Source organism: Trichococcus pasteurii (assembly GCF_900112935.1).
GTDB lineage: Bacteria > Bacillota > Bacilli > Lactobacillales > Aerococcaceae > Trichococcus > Trichococcus pasteurii.
This window is the reverse complement of record NZ_FONM01000007.1, coordinates 66,428-92,161: the sequence shown is the minus strand read 5'-3', so window position 1 is coordinate 92,161 and position 25,734 is coordinate 66,428. Positions and strand designations below refer to the sequence as shown.

Here is a 25,734-nt window from a genome sequence, read left to right as displayed (position 1 = left end):
AATCTCCCGTCTAGTCTTCGAATTGTTCTTGAACAAATGCAAGAGCTCCTTGGCCATCACGGGTCAATTTAATGTATTGACCTCCTTGCGTTTTAGCAAGTTTAACGCCCAATCTATCAGTATCCTGTTTGATATCTTCGTAATTCGAAGCCACTTGAGGTGCCAGGATGACTAAATCATAGTCTTTCATGATATCCATGTGCGCACCATAGCTGCCGGCTGCTGCTTTTACAGGAGCCCCATATTCAGCCGCAGCTTTATTTAAAGCATTAGCAAGAAGGCCACTTGTTCCACCGCCGGCACAAAGGACAAGAACATTTTTAGCTTCTATTATTTTATTTTCAAAAACTTTCGGATCATTCTCGTTCGCATCAACACTTGCAAGGACCGCTTTGGCTTTTTTAGTATCAAAGCTGCCTTCAACTTTTTCTTTCAAACTATCCGTAGAAGATACTCCAGCTTTTTCTTCTTCAAGAATTTGTGCATCGTAGACTTTAAAGAATGGGTAGTAAATCACTACGTCCACTACAATCAATGTAAGAGCAAGAACAAGTGACATCAGCCCGAATCCTGTTCCGATAACGATCCCTAAAGGACCTGGTGTTGTCCAAGGCAAATTCACGCTAAAGCTGTTCATCCCAAGAACATCAACGAAGAATTTGAAAATCCAGACGTTGGCAATCGGTGCAAAAATAAAAGGCACAAAAAATACTGGATTTAAAACGATAGGTGCTCCAAATAAGATGGGTTCATTAACCCCAAAGAAAGTTGGTACAACTGACGCTCTGCCGATCGCCTTATTCCGTTTTGATTTTGATAACCACATGAACATGAATGGAACAACTAAAGTTGCACCTGTACCACCCATTGTAACGATAAACATCTGCGTTCCGGATGTCAGAATCTTATCTGCATGCTGTCCAGCCTGTAAAAGTTGGAAATTTGTTTCAATATTCGCATAAGTAATCGCTGCAATAGCAGGTTCAACGATAGACGGTCCATGTATACCAACAAACCAGAATAGTGCATAGGCACCAAATATGATGGTAATACCCAAGTAACCATCAGCTGCTGTGAATAGGGGCTCGAATAACTTAATGATAGACTCTGCCACATTCGTGCCCATAATATTCCTGGTCACTATATCCAAACCATAAAGAACGACTATCACTAAGGTAAAAGGAATGATATCTTTAAATACTTGTGAAATGTTTGGTGGTACTTCTTCCGGCATCCGAATCGTCACGTTATTTTTCACAGTGATATGATAGATATTCACAGTAATGAACGCTACAAGAAACGCTGTTAATAATCCTTTTGTCCCTAAGAATCCGTTTGCAAATCCACCGCCCTCAACTGCATCCGCAGCAAGGAGTAAGAAACCAGATATGGAAGCCAACATGGTAGAAAGAAAGTTAATTTGATTTGTGTTTTCCAGCTTTCTGTTAAAGGAATCTGTTAAAGCTTTTGCTGTTGTGCCGGCAACCAAAACTCCTAAAATCCCCATTGTATATCCGTATGGTTTCATAATCAAAGCTTCAGTCGATGCACTCCATGAGAAACCGAAGATATTAGGAACATATGCAATCAATAAGAAAATACTTGAAAACAGAACAACAGGCATCGCTGAGATAAAGCCATCACGTATTGCGCGTAGATAGATATTACGGGATACTTTCTCAAAGAAAGGTTTAGCTTTTTCAATTTGTGCAATCAATGCATTCATCATAATTAGTTGCTCCCTCTTTTATACAATTCAATCATATGTTTCATCAAATCCCTAAGCAGCAATGTTGTCATCAAGTGATCCTGTCCATGCATCATCGTAACGCTGTACGCAATATCATCACCTGAAGCTTCCATAGTAAGCAAACTTGTCTGAGCTTTATGAGCCTCTTTGATGCTGGTATTTGCTTCTTCACATAATGCTTCGGCTTTATCATAATCACCTTTTTCCGCTGCTTTTAAAGCATCCAAAAGGTACGATCGTGCTTCACCTGCATAGGCAACAATTTCAAACCCTAATAAAGTAGCTTCTTCCCTGTTCATTTCATTTCCTCCAATTTGTTCAGATTTTTTCTTACCAAGATGTTGCTGTCGTTCCAAGAACCTTGATTAGTGTATCGATAGTATTAAAGCCAGTCTTACGCCACCAATTACTTGCAGCTTGCTCACCCTCTTTGATTTGTAATGATTGATTTCAATTCCTCACCCGTTAAATCCGTCCCCGGTACAATAGCCCTATTCATTTCTCCTTACTAAAAATATTTTAAAGATTTTACGAAGACAGTCTGGAAAATCACAACTCATTTTCCCGGAAGCGTTTTTATTTCCTTATGCCCTCATTATAAACAGAATCAAACATAAAATCAATCATTTTGTTCGTTTTTTTGTTTTATTTTTTGTTTTTGTTCATTAAATGTTTTTTTTTGTTTTTTAATTATGTGAAAAAACGGGAGAATCTTCTAAGTGAAGTTTCTCCCGTTTTTTCAGTTACTCGAAATAGGCCACAATCCCTGCCGTAATGGCTTTCGCCAAAGTCGTCTGATAGCTGGACGTAGTCAGTTTCGCTAATTCGGTCGGCGAGCTCATGTATCCCAATTCCAGCAATACAGCCGGAATTGCCGTTTCGCGTAGAACAGCAAAAGTATTCCGACGCACACCACGATCGATCGCACCGGTATTTTCAACCAAGGAACCCTGGATTGCCGATGCTAAATCTGCACTTTCCAGAATCCGTGTCGGGTCATTATGCATGTCCTCATTGATGATCGGTGGATAGTCGGAGTCGTATTCATAGTAATATGTCTCAATTCCCGTGACGGTTGCATTCGCAGGCATCGCATTGTGGTGGATGCTGACGAAAATATCCGCTCCCGAAGCATTTGCTTCTTTCGAACGCTCCAACAAACCAACATATGTATCGGTTGTGCGCGACATGATGACCGTGAATCCCAAAGCTTCCAGATTCGCTTTCACCTTGTTCGAAACGGCTAGATTGATCGTTTTTTCCATCACATTGCTGTAGGTCGCGCCCGCTTCCCAGCCGCCATGTCCAGGATCAAGGAACACAGTATGATTCAGATCCGCAACCGTCAAGGCATCCTTGGCGATCCAACCCAATACTTTTCCGTTCAGGGAAGCCAATGCCCAGAGGACTCCATCCGCAGTCAACTTTTCTTGGCTGACCGTTACGCTACTGCCGAGGTAACTCGAGGTATAACCGATTGTTTGGTAGCCTTCCATGCCCCATGGCAAGGTGTTGATGCCGTCCGTACCGCGTGTGATTGTCGCCTTATAGAATGTGTCGGTCGTTGAGATGACCTTATTGAAAAGTGCGTCCTTGGCGATCCAACCGATTTCCTTTCCATTGATGGAAATCAGAGCCCACGTCACGCCATTATCCGTTACTTGCTCTTTCGTGACGGTCACTTTTTGCCCCAGATACGTATAACTGTAGCCGATTGTTTTGTAGCCTTTTGTTCCCCATGGAGAGGTGTTGATGCCATCCGTTGCCCGCAAAACAGTCGCTTGGTAGGAAACGGACTTCGAAGAGACAACTTGAACATACGTCGGTTCCGTCAAAGCGGCTTTTGCGATCCAGCCAAGCTGTTTCCCATCTATCGAGATCAAGGCCCAGGTCACGCCATTGTCCGCCACTTTTTCTTGAACGACGGTCACTTGCTTACCGAGATAGTCGGAGCTAGAGCCGATGGTTTGATACCCTCTTGTTCCCCAAGGCTGCGTATTGATGCCATCCCCACTGCGCGTGACTGTAGCCGGATAATCCACGTCGATCGTCGACAAAATTTCAACATAGATAACCTTTCTCAATGCATCCTTGGCGATCCAACCCAATTGTCTGCCGTTTTGGGTGATCAAGGCCCAAGTAACGCCATTATCAGCCACTTTTTCTTGCGTGACAAGTACTTGCTGATTCATATAGGACGTACTGTTCGCAATTGTTTTGTAGCCTCTGGTCCCCCAAGGTTGCGTGTTGATGGCATCGCCTGCGCGGACAATTGTGGCATCGTAATCAACGGTTGTCGTCGACACAATCTGCACATAAGTCGGTTCAGTCAAAGCTCCTGTGGTGATCCAGCCCAATTGTTTGCCATCCACTGTGATCAACGCCCAGGTTACGCCGTTTTCAAGCAACTTCTCTTGCGTCACCGTGGCGGTCTTGCCTAGGTAAGCAGAGCTGAGAGCCACGGTCTTGAAGCCGCGCATGCCCCATGGGACAGTGTTGATCGCATCTGTGCCGCGCGTGATGGTGGCGGTGTAATCGATATCGGTCGTCTCCAACACTTCCAAATAATCCGGTTCGGTCAAAGCGTCCTTGGCGATCCAGCCGAGTTGGGTGCCGTCCACTGAAATAAAAGCCCAGGTAACACCATTTTCAACTACTTTTTCTTCGCTGATTGTGACTGTTTCACCAAGATGGTCGGCACTGTAGGCTAGTATCTTGAACCCCCGCGTCCCCCATGGCGCTGCGTTGATGGCATCCGTGCCACGGGTAATCGTTGCCGTGTACTCGACTGCGGTCGTCGACACGACCTCAAGGTAATCCGGCTCGACCGGCGCGGATAAGGCGGTTTTCGCAATCCAGCCAATAGCCGTTCCGTCCACTGAGATATATGCCCACGTTACGCCATTATCGGCCAGTTTTTCTTGCGTCACCGCGACCGTCTTGCCTGTGTAGTCAGCACTCCAGCCAATCGTTTCGAATCCCGGCGTTCCCCAAGGCTGCGTATTGATCGCATCCGTTGCCGACAGCACGCGCGCCTCATAATCAACAACCGTAGTCGACAGGATCTGCACACTGGCTTGCGTCACAATGGTGGTTATTTCGTTCAGCTCTTCGGCAAAAGTCGCAGGTGCACTTGCCAGCCCTAAAGTCAGCAGGACTGCACTTGCCAACGCGGCTCTGCGCCCATGCCCTCTATTTCCATGAAACATCCTTTTAAATTCCTCCTTCAAACAATCCTTGCATCAAAAAACATAAAATTTGTGAATGCATTTTCATCTTACCACTTTTCAACCCGAATCGCATCCGCATTTTTGGGACTGTCAAAATATCAGCCTGCAAAAAAACCTCTGGCCTATCCGTAAAATCTACAGATCAGCCAGAGGTTGCTACATATTCTATTTCAAAAGCGTGTCGTAAGGGATAAAGTAGGCGTAATCTCCTGACAGGATGAAAATCAGCAGGAAGATGACTACCGTAAATCCCAGGCAGAAAATCAGATTGACCATTTTGTTCTTCGTAAAATTCAGGATGAAATAGGGCGCCACGAACATCTCATAGGTCGCGAACGGTGAACTCAAACGTCCCCCTACCGTCGCCAGATTTCCGAAAGCAATCAGGATCAACGAAGCCAGGAAGTAGAGGTTGTGGTACGTGCGGTATTTTTCATCTTTGCGGATATTCGTGAACAGCAAGGTGCCGAAGAAAATCAACAATTGCATCAGCAAGACCGGATTCAGCAGCCATTGCCCACCAGTGTAGGCCGGATTCGTGAAGTACGGAGCGTAGCGATCCGGCACCGCCCACAGATACAACTGAGGCATTTGCACGACAATTCCCGCAGCGACCGCCAGTCCGAACAGCACCATCACCTGCAGCCAGCTGCCGTTATGGAGATAGTTTTCATAGACGTAGCCGACGATGAAAATGAGCGCTGTGATGTGGAATAGCGAGGCAATCCCGACCACCAACAGAAAGCGGAACAGCTGTTTCTGTTGCATGTATTTCACCGAATAGAGCAGGATGATGCTCGCGATCGAACCACGGATCTGCCCCATATCCCTCGCCAAAAAGAAACGCGAAAAATAGTAGAACAGGACCAAGGATGGGTACGGATTGTTTTTGTAAAGATAATTGACCAACAACCCCATGCTCAGGAATGCAAAAAAGAGAATGAACGCATAGTAATTCAAACCTAGCTTTAGGAACAAATAATTCAAGAACAGGTAGCCGGGCTCGGCATCGATGCTGCCATTGAAGACATCGGACAACCCGGTCAAATCGTAGAAAAAGTAATAATAAGAAACGAAATCGTATCCCGAGTAATAGCGTAACCCAGCCAGAATAGCCAGGAAGCCGCCACCGATCAGAACGATTTTTTTGTTGTCGTAGAACACTTCAGCAATGCTGAGCAGCAACAGGGTGATGAATGTAAAGACATAGAGAGCCATCCATTATTCCTCCTCCAATGCTAGATTAAGATAATTTTGATTGGAGTCGCGTAATTTTCCAATAGCGTGCGTTGTTTCTTGTACCAATCCTTTGTTGTGCCGTTCTTACGGGAAACGAGGATAACTTCATCGAAATGCAATAAGGGATCTGCCGCGAGTACGGATTGCGCGAACACGTACGGCGCGCCTGTCATCTGCTCCAAGCGTTTTTGCACAGCTGGCGCCAAAGGTTCCTCGGACAGGATCAGTTTACGTGCCGCAGCCGGATGCTGGATGCCGTGCGCCAAAGCCGTTTCCTGCTCAGCGGCAGTCGTATGCGACAAGTCCAATACAGTATCGTCATCGCTCATGCGATAGTTGAACACGTCTGTGATTTCCTTTTTGAAGAAGAGACGGAAGAAGGCTAACAACATGCCGAGAAGCAAGCCGCCGATGAACAAGCCAGCTCCCATGATGAGATACAGTGGCAAGCTGGCACTTCCGGTTTCATCCGTTGGCTCAGGCCCTTTCTCAAGTTGGACCACGTGCGGTTCAGACAGCAAGTAGACGCTCTTGTTTGCAAAGAACGGCAGTGTCTCATCCTGGATGGCTTGATAGAGCAACGTAGCGATTGCTGTGTTTTTCGCTTCATCACCAGTCCCTACCGTAATATGCAATTCGCTAGTATCATAATCCGTATCCACATCGATCATGTAATTTGCCGGGATATTGCCCTCCTCCATCGCTTCGATTTCTTCGGTCGCGACGATCGGTTCCACGGAATGGATCAGCTCGTAGACTTCCGGAGACAACAGTACAGCTTCTAAAAGGTTGAAGTTCGTAAAGGCATAGCCTTCCGTATTCTCTACATAGAAATCAAACCGTACGGCATCTTCCAGTAAAGCTTTGTATTCAGCATCCGTGATCAACTGCAGCTCCAAGCCGGTAGCTGGATTGATTTCCTTGATTTCTTCGACTTTATCATCGCTGAACAGCGTATAAGCGATCGCCAGAGCGTACAGGATGACAATGGCTAAAGCTGTCCCGACGATCGTCTTTTTGTTGTCCTGCATAAATGCCTTCGTTTCCTTCATGGTCGGTAAGTTTTTCATGCTGTACCCTCCGTTGCATCGTAGATTTTTTCCAGCGCTTTTGCGGTCTTCAGCATATCAAATGCTTCCATTTCTGGTTTCGGACGGTTGCCTTGCGGATCGCCCATGATTTCTGCTTCCCATCGGTCCAGCTCCGCATCCAACGGCACAAAACGGACATTTTCGGACAACACGGTGTCTTTTGACACTTCTGTTGACAGTACCAATTTGACGTTGGCAGCCTGAGCCTCCACCGCCACGATCGGCAAGCCCTCATACAACGAAGGCAACAGGAAGACGTCCATCGCTTTCAGCAGTTCGGCGATATCTTCGCGTTCGCCCAAAAAGAGCACATGGTCTTCGATTTTCAGTTCCTTGGCCAAGCCATGGATTTCTGCTTCAAGACTGCCGGCTCCGACCGACAAGAGGTACGTATTCGGATGTTTCTTAAGGATGTGTTGGACAATCTTCAACAACAGCCGGTGATTTTTTTGTTCTTCGAAACGGCCGATGTGACCGATCACAAAGGCATCTGTCGGAATGCCCAACTGCGCATGCATTTCTGCTTTCGTCACCGGTACGTTGCGGTAACGGTCGAGATCGATGCCGTTCGGAAGCATGACGAAAGGTTGTTCCTTGCCGAATAGGCCGATGCCGGCTTCATCCGAGCAGCCAATGAAATCAGTCGCATATTTCATCATCAGATTGTTGAAAATCGGACGCACGACGCTGTATGGGAAGCGATTGCCTTTGCCGTCGGAAGTCGCATGGCTATGGGCGATGCGTTTTTTGACGCCGGCTCTTGCAGCCAGCCACAGGTTCAGGCCGCCGCCGAAGAAGATTTCGTTGTGGACGACATCGACTTGGTTCTCCTGCAGAAGCTTACTGACGGTGTTGATGTAGCGCAGCGGGTGCTTGTTCGGGTTCGGCACGACAAAAATCTTGCCCCCCAATGCGGCGATTTCATCATGGTAGGGACGCACGTCGGCAAATTCTTCATAGATGACGAAATCGAATTGGTACTTGGAACGGTCGATGTTGCGGTAAGCATTCATCATGAACGTCTCCGCCCCGCCCTTTCCCATTCTGCCCTGGAAATGCAGGACACGTTTAAGCTGAGTCATTGGTATAGTTCTCCCATCTTTCTAGAAATTTCCTTTGAGTTTTTCGATCAGTTTCGGCGATGCATTGCTCAAAAGATGCATCATGCCGGAAGCGATGTAATTCAGGTAGATCGATTTCGATCGGAATAATAGTTTCATGATTTTCCGGATCGGCGTATCGGTCAGACTCTTGGCCGTTGCATACTGCACGCGCGGGTGCTGCAGTATTTTTTTGATGTAGGTCTTTTTGCCTGCCCAATCCAACGGGCAGCTGGAGCCGTGCAACGGGATGATGCAGGACATCGTACCTTTCAGGAAAAGCGCGCTGAAACCGCCCAGGTCCTTGTCGGTCAGGTCCAGCAATTCATTGTAGAATTCCAGGAACGTCTCGAATTTATTGTCGAAATACTTGTTTGTCAAGCTGCTCTTGCCTTCGAAAGCATACTGGTAGAGCACTTCGCTGGTCGTCACGACTTTTTGGGCATGTCGGTAGTAAGCGATGTTGAACAAGCGGTCCTCACAGCTGCTGTAGCTCGGAAAGGCGATCTGATGCTCACGGATGATGTCCAGACGGTAAATCTTGTTCCAGATGACATACATCAGCTGCTTGTTCATCAAAGGATACAGATTCTCCAGGAACGCCGTGTTCGAAGCGTAGGTTCGATCTTCGGCGATGACTTGTTTTTCCGAAACGATCTCCTGGTTGTCAAGCACCCGCAGATTATAGGAAGCCACAATCAGATCCGGGGCTTCGCCGGTTAGGATCGTTTGGTAGCGTTCCAAAGTATGTTGCTCAATTTCATCGTCCGCATCCATCAAAAACAGATACCGCCCTTGTGCGCGGGCGATGCCTTGGTTGCGGGCATTTCCCGGTCCGTTGTTCGGAATGGTGATGAAAGAAAAGCGGCTGTCCATGTTTGCGAATCCTTGCAGAACATCCGCTGACGCATCCTTCGAACCGTCATTCACGATGATGACTTCAAAATCGCTGACCGTCTGGGCGGCGATACTCTCCAATGTGGCACGGATAGTCCCGGCGCAGTTGTAGGCTGGGATCACGATGCTGAAAAAAGGTTTGTTTTCCATTAGTTTTCCTTCCTAACGTAGGGCATGACAGAGCACCCAGGCCAAAAAAGGCCGGGGCTATGCAGAAATTTGCTCCTGTCAGTGCAACGCGTTACGCTTTGTTCTTTAATTCCTTCGCCAATTCTTTCAGATAAGGGCGCATTTTGTCGGCTGTATCTTTGTTCTCCAGACCGAATTCGATGTTCGCGATCAACAGGCCGTATTTATCGCCCACGTCATAGCGCTTGCCCGTATACTCATAAGCGACAAGCGGATGGATCGCGTTCAAAGATTCGATCGCATCAGTCAGCTGGATTTCATTCCCGGCATCCGGCGCTTGGTTGCGCAAAATGTCGAATATTTCCGGTGTCAAAAGATACCTGCCGATGATGGCAAGGTTACTCGGCGCTTCTTCCGGAGCTGGTTTTTCGATGAAATGGTTGACGCTGTAGATGTGTTCGCCGACCTGCTCCTTGATGTCAATGATGCCGTAGCGGTTCGTCATGTCTTCAGGGATGCGCATCGTCGCCACGACGCCGCCCTTCGTTTCGTCGTAGGTATCCATCAACGCTTTAGCCAACGGTACTTCGCTCGGCATGATATCATCGCCCAACAGCACGACAAATGGTTCGTTTCCGATGAAAGCCTCGGCCTGCAGAATAGCGTCACCGAGTCCATGCGGGTAGGCTTGACGCACATAATGGATGTGCGGAATGTTCGTCTTCTGAACCAATTCCAGCATCGCCGTCTTGCCTTTGTCTTTCAAGTTTTCTTCCAACGCGATATTTACGTCAAAATGGTCTTCGATCGGACTCTTGCCTTTCCCGGAGATGATGATGATCTCTTCGATGCCGGCAGCCATAGCTTCTTCCACCACATATTGGATACTCGGTGTATCCACGATCGGCATCATCTCTTTAGCCATCGCTTTTGTTGCTGGTAAAAAACGTGTTCCCAAACCTGCTGCAGGTATTACAGCTTTCCGTACTTTCGTCATGTGTCTCCCTCTTTCATGAATAGTCCGTTTCATTATAACAAAGATGCCGCCAAAAAAAAACGCACCTCGGGGGAAATTCCCTTCGGTACGCGATTGTTTAGAATAACTTAAGAGTTTTTTCAGCCATTCTTGGTACTCGGTTGTCCGATTCTTCTCGGTTATAAGACATTCTCCTGGCAACACGCTGCTTGGTTGTCCGATTCTTCTCGGTTATCGGACATCCTCCAGACAACACGCTGCTTGATTGTCCGATTCTTCATAGTTATCGGACATCCTCCAGACAACACGCTGCTTGATTGTCCGATCCTTCATAGTTATCGGACATCCTCCAGACAGCACGCTGCTTGATTGTCCGATTCTTCATAGTTATCGGACATCCTCCAGTCATTCATGCATTTAATGCCTTCGCTTACTATTTCGAAGTTGGAGTCCCCGCATCGGGGCTATCATACTTGTACAATTCATAGGTTACTATATACTTATCCAGTCTCGCCGCATAATTTGGGTCTGTCGCATACCTACCCTGCAGGTGCGCTGTTGCATCTTTGTAGGAAGTGGTGTTTTCCATCCAGGCAGAGGCATAATATTTCCCGTTTTCACCCCGTTGATTTAAAAGTAAATGCACATAATCGCGCGCTGACTCATCCAAACTTGAGTAAGCCCGGAAACCCGCTGTGATCGTGATCAGTTCGCCATTGATCACTTCATTTGTGGGCATTTCGACCGAATTGCCATCGAACGCCCCTTTGATGCCGAACAGATTGTGACTCAATGTCGTGAGGCCGCTCGTCCCCCAATCGGATTCATGGATTGCTTGGGCGATCATCACTGAGGCATAAAGGCCATTCTCAGCTGCCAGCCTTTGGGATACCGGAATGATGTACGCCAAAAATTCTTCTTCCGATGCGAAAATTTGGTGTTCCTTGAGGATCGCATCGTAACGGTTGTATCCATCAACGCTGATTAATTGCCCAAGGGACAAGTGATTCGGATCCACAATGTCATTCCATTCCAACAGGCGATCCAGTGTTTGCCCGTACTTGTAGTATAGCCCCCAAAGCGTGTCGCCGTTCGCCACACGGTGATATCGGGTGGCTGAACCCGGTTCACCAGATCCATTTACCTGCTGGGTGCCGACCTTGACGATTTCTTCCCTCACCGCTTTGGTTGTGCGGCCGACTTCCCGACGGCCCATTTCGATGCCGTCTGCATAATCCACTTCATACGTTACCGTATCGTACCCTTTGCTCCCCGATTGGACAGTCCATCTTTCGCCTGCAGGAATCGTGGCGTCTACCTTTTCGATTGTTGGGTAGCCGATCTCCGCTGTCTTTGTTTCCGTTTTTCTTTCCAATGCGGTCAAGGCATCTTTCGCGATCCAACCCAGCTCCTGGCCGCCCACCGAAATTTGCGCCCAAGTCACGCCATAATCCGTCGTTTGCTCCTTTGTGACTTCTATCGTTTGATTCAGATAATCCGCACTGGATGCTTTTGTCTGATAGCCTTTCGTTCCCCATGGTGCCGTGTTGATGGCATCTGAGCCGCGACTGATCAATGCAGGATAGGCCACCTCGGTTTCGGAAACGATTTGGGCATAGGTTACCTCTCTCAAAGCATCCTTTGCTATCCAGCCCAATTCCTGGCCGTCCACCGAAAGCAGTGCCCAGACCACGCCGTAATCGGTCGTTTGTTCCTTCGTGACTTCAATCGTTTGGCCCAGATAATCCGCACTGGATGCTGTTGTCCGGTAGCCTTTCGTTCCCCAAGGCGCGGTGTTGATGGCGTCCGAATCACGGTTGACGATGGCATCATAGCTTACCGTAGTCTCCTTTGTGATTTGGGCATAAACCTTTTCCTTCAAGGCATCCTTCGCTATCCAACCCAACTCTTGACCATTCACTGAAATCAGCGCCCAAGTCACGCCATAATCCATCACTTTTTCTTGGCTCACACGCACTTCCGTTCCCAAATGAGCCGAACTGTTCCCGATTGTACGGAATCCTTTCGCTCCTCATGGCGCCGTGTTGATGGCGTCCGTTCCGCGGTTGACGGTCGCAGAATAGTCGACTGCTTTTTCGGATACGCTTTGGGCATACTTCTGTTCCTGCAAGGCATCTTTTGCGATCCAGCCCAACTCCTGACCATTCACTGAAATCAGCGCCCAGAGTACGCCATTATCCGCCAGTTGTTCCTGGCTGACGCTCACTTCTGTATTCAGATAAGCCGAACTGTGGCCGACTGTTTCATACCCTTCGGTACCCCATGGTGCGGTGTTGATGGCATCTGTTCCCCGGGAGATGATTGCTTCATAGAAAACGTCTGCTGTCGAAAGGATTTGCACGTAACTTTTGGCTACAACGGACGTTGCTGTTATCGTAGTTTCGATTGGCGCATCACTGATGCTATCAGTAACAGAACCCGGTTCAGTGCTTATTGCAGAAAAATTCTCATCCTCCACTGGGACTGTCGTTTCTGGGTCATTTCCCTCCACAGCTGCTATTTGAGGTACGTCTACTGCACCCAAAGCAACGATTGTGGCACCCATTACTGCCGCTGTTATCCATTGACACTTTACCTTGCGCATAACTTTCTTCATCCTATTCCTCCTAAAATCAAATGCTATAAATGTTGTAATATTAACAATAACATTAAATACAAATAAATCATATATTATACTTCAATATTCTTTCCTATCATTCATATTATAGTGTTGCCAGCCAAAATGGGTTTGGCGGGCAATCTCACGTTGTCCGCGGAAGTTTTTCCCCGCCAAGGGGGTTCCGGCGGGTTTTCTGACAGTTATTTGAACGGAAATAGCCCGCCAAAATGCTTTTGGCGGGCCATCTCTGAGCATATATTTAATTCCGGTATTGAATCAACCAGGCTGTATAAGCTTTTCTTATTCGTAACCGTTCGGATTATTCTTTTGCCAATTCCAGGAATCACGGCACATGTCCGCCAATGTCTTCTGGGCTGTCCATCCCAGTTCTTCTTTCGCCTTCGTCGCATCCGCATAGCAAGTCGCGACATCCCCTGGGCGTCTGTCGATGATTGTGTACGGAATCTCGACGCCTGTGGCTTTTTGGAAGTTGTAAGTCAAGTCCAGCACGCTGTATCCTATCCCCGTCCCGAGGTTGTAGATGCCGACGCCGTTTGTCTCTTTGATTTTTTCCAAGGCTTTGATGTGGCCCAGCGCCAAGTCGACGACGTGGATATAGTCACGTACGCCTGTGCCGTCATGTGTGTCGTAATCATCCCCGAAAACGCTCAGACGCGGCAATTTGCCGACCGCCACTTGCGTGATGTAAGGCATCAGGTTGTTCGGGATGCCGGTCGGGTCTTCGCCGATCAGGCCTGACTCATGCGCGCCGATCGGGTTGAAGTAGCGCAGCAAGGCGATGCTCCACTCGGAATCGGAAACCGCTACGTCCTGGAGGATCTGTTCGATCATGACCTTCGTGTAGCCGTATGGGTTCGTTGCGCTGGTCGGCAGATCCTCCGTCAACGGTGACACGTTGTTCATGCCGTAGACCGTAGCCGAAGAACTGAAGACGATCTTCTTGACGCCATGACTGCGCATCACATCGCACAATACCAAAGAACTCGTGATGTTGTTGTGGTAATATTCGATCGGTTTGGCGACGGATTCGCCGACTGCCTTGTAGCCCGCGAAATGGATGACGGAGTCGATTTTCTCTTTTGCGAATACTGCGTCCAATGCTTCGCGGTCCAAAACGTCCACTTCATAGAAAGTCGGTGCTTTGCCGGTGATCGTTTTGATTCGGTTCAACACTTCCGGCTTGCTGTTCGAATAGTTGTCGACGATGACCACTTCTTGGCCTGCGTTCAATAATTCCACTACGGTATGGCTGCCGATGTAGCCGGCTCCGCCTGTTACTAATACTGACATAATATCCCTCTTTCCGATTGACTGTTATTCGTTTATTTTCTTTTTCATTGGTGCCGCGATTAATTGTTTGCTGCTTCATCCGTTTCTTCGATGCTATCGAAATCGGAAGTTCCTGTAACTGATCCGGCGCTGGTCATCTGGCCAAAGCCAAAGGATGAGTCCGCATCCGATAGGTTCATGTCGCTAAACTGCACCTGATCAATTTCCAATTCATCACGCAGCGTGTTGGCGATGCGCAAGCGCTCTTCAGGATCTACATAATAATAGTAGATTTCATCATAGTACAATTCTTCCCCAGCGATCGAAAGTTGCGTGAAAGTGTCCAAGGCATCCACATAGCCTGACTTGATGTCCAACAGATCCTCAAAGGAAAGATTGGTTTGGATGTTCACTTCCACGGCACTGAGGATTTTTTTGTAGTTCGTGACGCTGTCGATGCTGATCAGCTTATCCAAAATTGCTTTGATGACCATCCGTTGCCTGTTCTGACGACCTAAATCGCCTTCTGGATCCTCTTTGCGCATCCGCGCGAAAGCCAAAGCATCCCATCCATCCGCTATGACTGTTTCGCCTTCAACGAAGGAAGAACCCTCAAACTCAAAAGTCAACGGACTCGTCAATTCGATGCCGCCGATTGCTTCGACAATGTCATGCAGCCCCTGCATATTGATTTCGACGTAATAGTCGATCGGCACATTCAGGAATTCCTGGATGGAGTTGATGGCCATCTGGGTACTGCCGAATGCGTAGGCGTGCGTGATCTTGTCGTTGTACTCCGGATAGCTATTCGTTTCGTAACCCACCATCTCGGCATAACTGTCGCGCGGCACACTGACGATCGTGGTCTTTTTGGTCTTAGGATTGACCGTCGCAACGATGATGGTGTCCGAACGACCGCTACCTTCCGCGATCCCATCCCCATACATGTCGATCCCCAACAGCGCGAACGAAATCGGATGAGTCGCATCGACCGAAACTTCCTCTTTCCGCATGTTCTCCGTTTCGACATCTTCAAAAACAGTTTTCAGCGTGCTCTCCACATCGTCGTAGACAGTCCAGAACAGCGCGAAAGCGACGAAAGCAAAACCCACCAATGATAGAATAATGATTCGGTTCCTTTTTTTCTTCTTAAAATAATTGCTTCTTGTGTCATTCATCGATTTGAGCCTCTTTCTGCGCAATGCGGCTGCATAAACAGCCCATCACCCTACTTAATATCGCTTCATCAAGTATAGAACAATTCCGGCGAATGAAAAAGGGATATTCAAAAACTTAACAAAAACGCAAACCTATCGCAAAATATCATGCACCAACTTTAGCATAGCCTCACAAATCCCTCTACGGATGCTTTTTGTAATTGACCGCCCCCTCCCAAATTCTTTTAAAACGCTTCCATTTGCGTTATAATAACATAAAGTGGTTAAGTTAATCAGGTGAATAAACCTATCAGCACTTGACCTCTTACACTGTTTCCGGCTCATTCCACTTTACTTAAAATAAGAAGGAGATGGTCCTGATGGTTACGTAGCATAACCCCCACCGCAGCAAAAAGAAACACTTAATTGAATATGCTTGTTTTCAGATTTAGCGATTGAGGAGGGCTGAATTATGAAAAAAAGTTTCATTATACTGCCTCCTTTCTTAGTCATATTTACGATTTACGGCGCGCTGACAGATGTATCTGCAGCAATGGAAGGGACCGCAGAGATTACTGAAATGACACTCTCAGAACCCATTCTCTATGAACAGTCGCCAGGTATTCAACTGCCGGAAACAGTGACGGAAACCAATGTCGCAAGCACACCCTCAACAACAACCACGGAATCTCCGCCCGCAGAAATGACTGCGGTAGATGAGCAGATGACGGAAACACCTGCACCACCTACAGAACAGCCTCTGCCGGAAACGGCCGATCCGCAACCAACCACCACAGAAACAACCACACCGGCGACCACGCCTACTGAGGACGCGACCACACCGGAAGCAACCGACCCAACACCACCCATAACTGAAACAACTACTCCAGATACGACAGCACCGGTAACACCCATTCCTGAAGAAAATCCAGTGGATGTAACTGTAGAACAACCTGCTTCCGGCACAGAAACTCCGATTGAAACGGAACAGCCAACGGAAACTCCGACAGAACCGATTGAAGTGACCGAAGAAACTGCACCACTAGAGTCGATTGAAGAAGCCGAAATCACTTACGAAGAACCGATGCAACTGATGGCTGCAGCGGCAGTCAGCGATTTTTCGGGAACTTCGCAAATCATCAATTCAGTAAATATCGCAGATAATGTGATCGCTCTGACGTTCGATGATGGCCATTCCTATGGTAACCTTTACGAGATTCTGGATAATTTGAACTACTTAGGCGTGAAGGCCACTTTCTTCATGAACGGCGATGCCGACGCTTCCTTGCTGCAGCAGATTGTAGCGGATGGCCATCAATTGGCTAACCACACCTACTCACATGGAGACTCTGCAACACTTTCGTCATCCGCTTTGGCGAACGATATCAACCTGATGGAAGATTACATCCAAGAAACAACCGGCACTTCATCCTTGCCTTTCTTCCGCCTCCCTTACGGTTCCTACAACAGTTCCGTTTTGGATACGGTCGGTAGCCTCGGTTACCAATACACGATCGGTTGGGACGTCGATACGCTCGATTGGACCGGCATTTCTGCTACTGCGGTCAGCAACGCAGTCGTCAATAATGTCAGACCCGGTTCCATTGTCCTGATGCATGCCAGCGTAGGTGCAGCCAATACACCCGAATCCTTATGGTATTCGATTGCGGCGCTGAAACAAGCCGGCTACAGTTTTTCCACTGTCAGCGATTTGTTGGCATTGGGTGGTTATTTCACAGCCGAAGAAGAAGCCCAAATCGAAGAGGATTATTCGGATGATATCCTATCAGAAGTCATTAACCAAGTTTCCACCGGCGAAAAAACCATCTCCTTGACCATCAGCGATGCGTCGGACGCCGATAATGTCCGCGAAATTCTGGCGAACCTGGCAACCATGGATGTGAAAGCCACTTTCTTCCTGAACGGTTTGACCGATCCCACAGTGATCAACGAAATCATTCAACAAGGTCATGAAATCGGCAACCACACCTACACCCACGATGATGCCACCGCAATGACCGTGGATGAAGTCGTCTGGGAACTGAATGCCATGGAAACATTGGTGCAGGACAGCACAGGCGGAGCTACTACCCGTCCTTACTTCCGGGCACCGATGGGCGCGACAAATGATGCAGTCCTTGCCACCGCAGCCAGTATGGGCTACATGTACACCATTGGCTGGACAGTCGATACCCGTGACTGGAGCGGCACATTGACAGCAGCTCAAGTCAGCTCTGCTGTCGTGAACAACTTGGCACCAGGCGCCATCTTCCTTATGCACGGAAATGCTTCCGCCAGTACAACACCTGCGGCTTTATTGCAGATGATCACAACCATCCGCCAACTCGGCTACAACTTCGCTACGATCAGCGGTTTGCTCGCTTTGGAGGGCTCTTACCCGACAACACCCGGGGAGGAACCTGGTGAAACAATACCTGATCCTGATCCAACGCCTCCGAGCACTACTTCACCCGCAGAGATCGTGAACCAAGTCAACACCGATGTGCCGGTCATCTCCTTGACCATCAGTGATGCATCTGGGACCGAAAATGTAAGGCAGATTCTCAGCAACCTTGCGCTATTGGGAATCAAAGCCACCTTCTTCCTGAACGGCATGACCGATCCGAGCCTGATCGATGACATCATCGCCCAAGGCCACGAAATCGGCAATCATACCTACAGCCACGAAGATGCTACGCAAATGACCCAAGCTCAATTGACGGCGGACCTCAATAACCTTGAGCAACTCGTACAAAATGCAGCCGGAACCAGCACGACACCTTATTTCCGGGCACCGATGGGCGAAACCAACGCGGCCGTTTTGACTACAGCCGGCAGTCTCGGTTATCAATACGCCATCGGTTGGACAATCGAAACCCGCGACTGGAGCGGAACACAGACAGCAGCGCAAATCAGTACCGCTGTCGTGAACAGTTTGTCTCCAGGAGCCATCCTTCTTTTGCACGGAAGCGCCGATGCAGTTGCGACACCTGCAGCAATCCTGCAGATGGTGGCCGCAGTACAGGCACTTGGTTACCGCTTCGAGACCATCACCGGCCTGTTGGCTTATCAAGGCATCTATGTCGGTGAAGAACCTGTAGTCACCGATCCAGTTGTCGAAGAACCTGATTACGGGACGGGACCATCCCGCTTCGTCAGCCATGTCGATACCGGCCGCAATGTCATCGCCCTTACGTTTGATGACGGTGACGACTATACCAACCTGGCCGATATCATCTACAACCTCAACTATCTCGGCGTCAAAGCTACCTTCTTCCTGAACGGCACAACCGACCCCGGATTGATGGCCGAACTGGTAGCAACCGGACACCAATTGTCGAACCATACTTATTCCCACAATGACGATTCCACATCCCTTTCAGCCGATGAATTGGCTTATGACTTGGAACTGATGGAAGATTACATTCTGCAAACTACAGGCGTGTCCTCCAAACCGTATTTCCGTGCTCCAGCAGGTGTCTATAACGATGCCGTGCTCGAAACACTCGGCAGCCTCGGTTATGCCTACACGATCGGTTGGACGCAGGACACACGCGACTGGGAAGGTTTATCCGAAACGCAGATCGCAGCCAGCGTAACTGATTATCTGGATGCAGGCTCAATCTACTTGCTGCATGCGAATCCGACTGCTGTCGGCACGCCACAATCCCTTTGGTACCTAATCGCAGAAGCCCGCAATCAAGGCTATGAATTCGTCACGATCGATGAATTGATGGCGCTGGAAGGCGTCTATGATGACGGCAGTGATGACGGATCAGGCGACATTTCTGACGGCGTATCCCAATTCATCGAACAGATCGATACGAACCAAAAAGTGATTTCCTTGACTTTTGACGATTTAGGAGACAGTGAAGTTCTGCAAGGCATCCTCGATGCTCTGGCTGAATTGGACGTCAAAGCGACTTTCTTCGCGGACGGCACAGCCGATCCGGACATGCTGTATCAAGTCGTTTCCCAAGGCCATGAACTGGGGAACCACAGTTACTCTCATGAATTCTCTACCTACTTGACCATTGCGGAATTTACGGCTGAGCTGAACGCATTGGAAAACAAAGTCGTAAATGCGACAGGGGCAACATCCAGACCGCTCTTCCGTCCGCCATACGGGGACTACGATCAGTCTGTTCTGGAAACGCTCGGCAGCCTTGGCTATACCTACACTGTAGGTTGGTCGGTCGATACCTTGGATTACCTTGGAACATTATCTTCTGAAGAAATTGCCTTCAACGTGTTGGACCAATTATCACCAGGTTCCATCTATTTGATGCATGCCGTGCCAGAATCCGCCAACACACCAGGTTCCTTGTACGAGATCATCGCTTCGGCCCGTGAAGCTGGTTACTCGTTCGCGACAATCAGTGATCTGATCGAATTGGATGGCGTTTACTTGGAAGACCCTACCGACCCTACCGATCCGGTTGATCCGGTCGAAACCGTCCTTTCACAGCTGATCAATCAGGTAACGACAGGCGAAAAAGTCGTTTCCCTTACCATCAGCGATGCTTCGGACGCAGACAATCTCCGCGAAATATTGGCGAACTTGGCCACTCTGAATGTCAAAGCCACCTTCTTCCTGAATGGTTTGACCGATCCGACCTTGATTGATGACATCATCGCCCAAGGCCATGAAATCGGCAACCACACCTTCAGTCATGACGATGCCACCCAAATGACCGAAGCCCAATTGACCAACGACCTCAATAATCTTGAGCAACTGGTCCAAAATGCTTCCGGAACAAGTTCAAAACCTTATTTCCGCGCTCCGATGGGGGCAACGAGCACTTCCGTCCTCACAACAGCCGGTTCGCTTGGATATGACTACACGATTGGCTGGACAGTGGACACACGCGACTGGTCCGGAACACTGTCCGCAGCACAAGTCAGTTCCGCCGTTGTGAACAACTTGACTCCTGGCTCCATCTTCCTGTTGCACGGGAACAGCTCAGCGGCCACTACACCGGCAGCTTTGTTGCAAATGGTCGCAGCAGCACGTGCGCTTGGTTATGAATTCACTACGGTCACAGGCTTGTTGGCTCTCCAAGGCATCTATCCTGATCCGGTTGATCCGGTAGACCCTGTGGACCCAGTCGATCCGGTTGATCCGGTAGACCCTGTGGACCCAGTCGATCCGGTTGATCCGGTAGACCCTGATCCGCCGGTCATCACGATACCTTCGCAATTGGTCAATCAAGTCAACACCAATCAACAAGTCATTTCCTTGACCATCAGTGATGTTTCCAGTGCTGCCAACCTCCGCCAGATATTGGCGAATCTGGCGCTGCTGGACGTCAAAGCGACCTTCTTCCTGAATGGCTTGACCGACCCGACCTTGATTGACGACATCATCGCCCAAGGCCATGAAATCGGTAACCACACCTTTACCCAAGACGATGCCACTCAGATGACGGCAGCCGAATTGACGGCCGATCTGAATCAATTGGAACAACTGGTTAAGAGCGCTACCGGTGAGAGCACAACTCCTTACTTCCGCGCTCCGATGGGTGAAACGAACGCAACCGTATTGGCAACAGCCGGCAGTCTAGGCTACAGCTACACAATCGGTTGGACAGTCGACACCCGCGACTGGTCGGGAACGCTTTCGGCCAGCCAAGTAAGCGCGGCTGTACTGAACAACCTTTCAGCTGGTGCCATCTATCTGCTGCACGGCAACAGTTCGGCCAGTACGACCCCTACTGCATTGCTGGAAATGATCACAGCCGCTCGCGCTCTTGGTTATCAATTCACGACCATCAGCGAGTTGCTTGCCTATGAAGGCGACTACAGCTATGTGGAACCTGAACCGGAATTCGTTATCCCTGTGCTCGATGACTTCGGGAATGTCACCAATCCGGTCATCACCCGGAATGACGTGACCGATGTCTACAATCCATTGGGCACTGCCGATCCGTTCATTATCCTCGTTGACGACGTCTACCATATGTTCTTCGAAGTTCTGCAGACTTATAACATCGCGACCCAAAGCTTTACCGATGGCGTTGCGCATGCCTACAGCAGCGACCTCGTCAACTGGACCTATACTCAAATTGTCCTCGGTCCGGAAACCGATGGCATCCGGGCAGCCTATCCTAACGTTTTCGAGTACAATGAAAACTACTACATGGTTCCCGATCAAGCCGGCAATGTTGAAGCCTACTTTGCAACTTCTTTCCCTCTCGATTGGGATTATCACTCCACTTTGTTGGAAGGTAATTTCGTCGATACGAACGTCTTCGAAGTAGGTGGCACTTGGTATTTGACGACATCTGAACAACCGTACAACAGCATCTCCTTGTACTACAACACTTCAGGTGACTGGCGCAATGACCAATGGGAACTCCATCCAGCCGGTCTCATCATTGAAGAGGACTGGACGGAAAAAGGTTACCGCGGTGCCGGCAATCCATTCGTGTTTGAGGATTATGTCGTGATGCCGGTGCAAGTCACACCTGTCGCAACCAATGTCTATGGCGAATACACGAGTTGGTACAAACTGTCCGACCTGTCAACGACAACCGTAACCGTCGAATACCTCGGCGAGGCGGTCGGCGCACAGGATAATGGACAATGGAACGATCTCGCGATGCACCATATCGCGCATGCCCCTTACGGTGACGGCTACATCTATGTTGTCGACGGATTTGCTTATTATGCAAGCGGAACTGGGCAAGCCGAATACACAATCGGGCTCTACACAGAAATTGCTTGATGATAGCTTGATTCCTGAATAGCTGACCGAAAACGCAAAACACCACCCTTGCAGCGACATGAATCGCGGTAAGGATGGTGTTTTTGTTTGTATCAGCTGCTCGGTGGGTTATTTCCGGAAAATGCCGCCGATTTTCTTCAGAGCTTTCCCGATCAAACCGCCGATATCGTTCCTTTTCAGGATATCCGGAACCGACAGGACGTAATGCAGGCCGGTTCCGACAGTCTTGCCATAGCGTTCGATCAGGCGCAGTTTGCGTTCGTAATTCTGCTTTTCCTTGTCTGAAAGCCAGGAAGCATTGTAGTGATGGATTGTGTAGGAATTTTCAGTCAGGTTCATCGCCCCAGTATAATAATCACGCGGGCAGAAATAGGCTTTCGGATAGATGCTGATGCCTTCTATCTGCTGGAACGCATCATTCTGTTTCAGGCCCTTCTCCAACAGATATTCAGTCGTGTAATGCGGACTCGGCAAAGTGTTGAAGCTGCCGTCCGGATTGATGAAGGAGACACCTTCATAGACATCGCGCATAGTTTTGATGTGCTGATTGCCTTTTGCGGCACCGAACCCTAATCCCAAAGCCACGAATTTGCCGTCCTCGAAGCCCATGAAAGCTTCATCCTCCAGCAGCGGATCCATATTGCGGATGATTTCCACATCCGTGTCCAAGTAGATGCCGCCATGCGTATAGACGATATCCAAACGGGCATAGTCCGGCACGAATCCCCACTTCTTCACGTCGTATGCTTCCTTCATGTAGCGGTTTTTGGCTATGTCATAATTGCTTTCGTTCCATTCGATGATTTCATAATCCGGACAGAATTTCCTCCAGCTTTCGATGCAGGCTTTGTCTTTTTCCGGAATCGGCGCGCCGCCGAACCAGCAGTAATGGATGATTTTTGGTATCTTCGTCATGAGTTTCCCCTTCCGTTCTCTTTTATTTGCGCAACACTTTTTTGACGACCGCAGACCGTTCCTCTTTATTCAAAAGGACGATGAAGTTGAAGCCGATTGCAAAGATGCTCGTCAGGATACCGGCAAATATCAGCATCATCCAGCCGTCGATGATCAGGAAGTTCCGGACCAACAGCGAGAAGACCGAAGCCACGATGACCGACAAGGTGTTCTTCAAGATGGATGGATAGAAGGCTGTCCATTTGATGTTGAGGCAATGCGCCCCGTAAATCGGCAGGAAGAACAGGGAGCGGATCACTGCAAAGGCTGTGCTCGTCCCAGCAATGATATACAGCTTCAATGTGTCATCGGTTGTGAACTGCAATGCCACCAAGACAATGCTGATCGTAACGATCGAGTTGGCGAACATGTAAATGGAAGTCTGTTTGACCTTATTTGTGGCTGTAAAGAGGTTCCACAGCCCTTCCAACGGCAAGACGAACATAAACTCGATGCAGGACAAAATCGTCAGCATGTACAAGAGATGCGCATCCTGGGTTGGCACCCATAATTTGTAAAAGATTTCCCCGTAAGCGAACAGCGCTGCTACCGGGATGCAGGCGAACAGGCCGAGGAATTTGATTGAAGACATCAATTGGTTCTTCATTTCCTTGTAATTATTCTCTGCATAGCTGATCGTCAGCTGAGGCGCGTAGACGCTTGCCAAAGTCCCGAACAAAGTCAGGATTGCACTCGGAACCGTCTTGGCGACCGAGAGCACACCCATTGCGGCCGAACTGACGTACAGGTTCGTCACCAACAGATCGAGACCGGTCGACAGGATCGAACTCAACCGCGTGAAACTGTTCCAGATACCGGAGGACAGCAGCACTCTGATGACTTTCATATCAAAGTATCGCTTCCGAACCTTGATTTCGGGAGTCAATTTGCGCGTGTAATAGACATTCCAGATGTATACGTAGACGGTGGCCACAAATGCGGCCAGGCCGACATACCAGACTGATGGAACGAAAAAGCTGAATGCTGCGATCAGCACCGCTACCCGCAGGATATTGGAGATGATGCCCTGCAGCGAAGTCAAGTACAGTTTGTTGCGGACGAATGTCGCCACACTGTATGTCGACGAGATGATGCTGACCAGGAAATTAAGGAAAATGAATGCCCACAACCATTGCACGTCGATCAGAATTGCATCGGAAACGTTCACGATCTTGTTCAGATTCAGGATGATGATGGCCGACGGAACGCTCAATACCAAGGCCGTAAAGATATTTGCGACGACAACCGAAGTGAAATAGCGGTTCGACCCTTCCACATCATTTTCGGTGATTTTGATTGTGATGAAGCGGCTGGCCATCGAGTTCAACGCAACGGTGATGACCTGCGCGTAGCTGACGAAGTTGTTCGCCAAACCGACGAACCCATACGCCTCACTGCCGACATGCTCCACAACGAACGGGGTCAACAGGAAGCTGATCCCCATCATCACGACGAAGCCGACGACCTGGGCAATCATATTGATGGCGAATTGTTTGTTTTTATCCACTGTAACCCTCTTTTCATTCAGGAAAAAAGCTGCAGCGGCACCGGAATAATCGGGAGCCGCCGAAAGCATTCTCCTGATTACTTCATTTTTTTATAAGTGCGGTAAGCCAAAGCGATCGGCCTTTCATAGGACAGGTAGGTATTGTACAAAAAGGCCAATTTCGAACGGCCAGTGCGTTTCAAAGCATTGCGTGCCTGTTTGAGGATGCCCCTGACCGTTTTTTTCGCCTCGGTCTCCTTGCGTGCATCCAATTGCAGATTGACGGATAAAGCTTCGGAAAACAGCGACTTGTAGGTGTGGTCACTCAGTTCCGGCCTGCCCACCTCGTGGAAAAAGGCTGCCCGTTCAACCAACGCGTCCATATAATCGAGTTTGTTCTGCAGCCGGAAGCCAGCTTCTCCCATGATGCTGTCCTCGCGTTGCCAATAATAGTAGAGCGGCTTTTTCGAAATCACTGTCTGCGGCGCAAAATGGAACAGCTTGTAGGTCGTGAACTCGTCTTCATGCAGTCTGCCCACTGGGAAACGGATTGTCTTGAATAGGCTTGCCTCGAACAGTTTCCCGCAGGCCATGACCAGTTGTGGATGGAAGTCATCGCCCAAGTCGATGTATTTCGCCAGAATAGCGTCGTTCTTCATGACCGTGACCATTTCCGGTTCGGTCGCCGTTGGCAACGCCTCTGTTGTTGTCTTAAGGAAATTGCAGAGCGAAATGGCGCTGCCGGTTTCCTTCAACAGATCGTACAGATAGGCAATGTACTCTTTCGGAACCCAATCATCACTGTCCAGGAAGGTCAGGTAAGCCCCCTTCGCTACAGCGATGCCGGCGTTGCGGGCGTCCGACAGCCCGCCGTTCGCTTGATGGATGACCGTGATGCGGCTGTCCTTTTCGGCATAGGCATCGCAGATTTTGCCGCTGTTGTCCGGAGATCCATCGTCCACCAGGATGATGTCCAGATTTTTGTATGTTTGTGCCAAAATCGAATCCACGCAGCGGGGCAAATAAGCCTCGACTTTGTAGACCGGCACGATGATGCTGATCAATTCACTCATCTCAATACCCTTTCT

16 protein-coding genes are annotated in these 25,734 nt (G+C 49.0%); 1 reads left to right on the top strand and 15 read right to left on the bottom strand.

The genetic code is table 11. The annotated features are described in order from the left end of the window. Positions 1-10: 10 nt before the first annotated feature. The 12 genes from BM184_RS07855 to BM184_RS07795 form a co-directional block, all read right to left on the bottom strand. Positions 11-1,726 (bottom strand): lactose-specific PTS transporter subunit EIIC, encoded by a 1,716-nt coding sequence (locus tag BM184_RS07855; RefSeq protein WP_218151008.1) that lies wholly within the window; start codon positions 1,724-1,726, stop codon positions 11-13. Positions 1,727-1,731: 5 nt separating this feature from the next. Beyond that, the gene (locus tag BM184_RS07850) at positions 1,732-2,049 is read right to left on the bottom strand and encodes a PTS lactose/cellobiose transporter subunit IIA (protein ID WP_016173973.1); all 318 of its coding nucleotides are present in this window, start codon (positions 2,047-2,049) and stop codon (positions 1,732-1,734) included. A gap of 444 nt (positions 2,050-2,493) precedes the next feature. Further along, positions 2,494-4,959: a GW dipeptide domain-containing protein gene (locus BM184_RS07840; protein WP_086942971.1), complete on the bottom strand. Its 2,466-nt coding sequence runs from the start codon at positions 4,957-4,959 to the stop codon at positions 2,494-2,496. A gap of 186 nt (positions 4,960-5,145) precedes the next feature. Beyond that, complete coding sequence (locus tag BM184_RS07835) at positions 5,146-6,198, bottom strand: EpsG family protein (protein ID WP_086942970.1); 1,053 nt, start codon at positions 6,196-6,198, stop codon at positions 5,146-5,148. Between the two features lie 20 nt (positions 6,199-6,218). Beyond that, entirely contained in the window at positions 6,219-7,289 is a 1,071-nt protein-coding gene (locus BM184_RS07830) for a hypothetical protein (RefSeq protein WP_086942969.1), read from the bottom strand. Beyond that, on the bottom strand, positions 7,286-8,392 hold the full coding sequence (locus tag BM184_RS07825) for a glycosyltransferase family 1 protein (RefSeq protein WP_245830701.1): 1,107 nt from the start codon (positions 8,390-8,392) through the stop codon (positions 7,286-7,288). The genes BM184_RS07830 and BM184_RS07825 overlap by 4 nt, the downstream gene beginning before the upstream one ends. A 21-nt stretch (positions 8,393-8,413) precedes the next feature. Then, complete coding sequence (locus tag BM184_RS07820; protein ID WP_086942968.1) at positions 8,414-9,457, bottom strand: glycosyltransferase family 2 protein; 1,044 nt, start codon at positions 9,455-9,457, stop codon at positions 8,414-8,416. Positions 9,458-9,548: 91 nt separating this feature from the next. After that, positions 9,549-10,433 carry a UTP--glucose-1-phosphate uridylyltransferase GalU gene (galU, locus tag BM184_RS07815; RefSeq protein ID WP_086942967.1) on the bottom strand — a complete coding sequence of 295 codons (885 nt, stop codon included), beginning with the start codon at positions 10,431-10,433 and terminating at the stop codon, positions 9,549-9,551. 412 nt (positions 10,434-10,845) lie between these two features. Next, a complete protein-coding gene (locus BM184_RS07810; protein ID WP_256213075.1) occupies positions 10,846-12,423 on the bottom strand; it encodes a GW dipeptide domain-containing protein in 1,578 nt (525 codons plus the stop codon). Between the two features lie 21 nt (positions 12,424-12,444). Further along, on the bottom strand, positions 12,445-13,029 hold the full coding sequence (locus BM184_RS07805) for an SH3-like domain-containing protein (RefSeq protein ID WP_086942965.1): 585 nt from the start codon (positions 13,027-13,029) through the stop codon (positions 12,445-12,447). Between the two features lie 303 nt (positions 13,030-13,332). Then, positions 13,333-14,343 carry a UDP-glucose 4-epimerase GalE gene (gene galE / locus BM184_RS07800; RefSeq protein ID WP_086942964.1) on the bottom strand — a complete coding sequence of 337 codons (1,011 nt, stop codon included), beginning with the start codon at positions 14,341-14,343 and terminating at the stop codon, positions 13,333-13,335. A 59-nt stretch (positions 14,344-14,402) separates the two neighbouring features. Beyond that, positions 14,403-15,500 (bottom strand): LCP family glycopolymer transferase, encoded by a 1,098-nt coding sequence (locus tag BM184_RS07795; protein ID WP_086942963.1) that lies wholly within the window; start codon positions 15,498-15,500, stop codon positions 14,403-14,405. A gap of 451 nt (positions 15,501-15,951) precedes the next feature. On the opposite strand from BM184_RS07795, the gene BM184_RS07790 reads away from it, so the two are divergent. Further along, positions 15,952-22,206 (top strand): polysaccharide deacetylase family protein, encoded by a 6,255-nt coding sequence (locus BM184_RS07790; protein WP_086942962.1) that lies wholly within the window; start codon positions 15,952-15,954, stop codon positions 22,204-22,206. A gap of 108 nt (positions 22,207-22,314) precedes the next feature. On the opposite strand, the gene BM184_RS07785 is transcribed toward BM184_RS07790, so the two are convergent. The 3 genes from BM184_RS07785 to BM184_RS07775 all read right to left on the bottom strand — a co-directional run bounded on the left by BM184_RS07785 (position 22,315) and on the right by BM184_RS07775 (position 25,719). Next, the gene (locus tag BM184_RS07785; RefSeq protein ID WP_256213074.1) at positions 22,315-23,175 is read right to left on the bottom strand and encodes a glycosyltransferase family 32 protein; all 861 of its coding nucleotides are present in this window, start codon (positions 23,173-23,175) and stop codon (positions 22,315-22,317) included. Continuing rightward, the gene (locus BM184_RS07780; RefSeq protein ID WP_177208591.1) at positions 23,144-24,667 is read right to left on the bottom strand and encodes a lipopolysaccharide biosynthesis protein; all 1,524 of its coding nucleotides are present in this window, start codon (positions 24,665-24,667) and stop codon (positions 23,144-23,146) included. The genes BM184_RS07785 and BM184_RS07780 overlap by 32 nt, the downstream gene beginning before the upstream one ends. A 77-nt stretch (positions 24,668-24,744) precedes the next feature. After that, on the bottom strand, positions 24,745-25,719 hold the full coding sequence (locus BM184_RS07775) for a glycosyltransferase family 2 protein (RefSeq protein WP_086942959.1): 975 nt from the start codon (positions 25,717-25,719) through the stop codon (positions 24,745-24,747). Positions 25,720-25,734 lie beyond the last annotated feature (15 nt).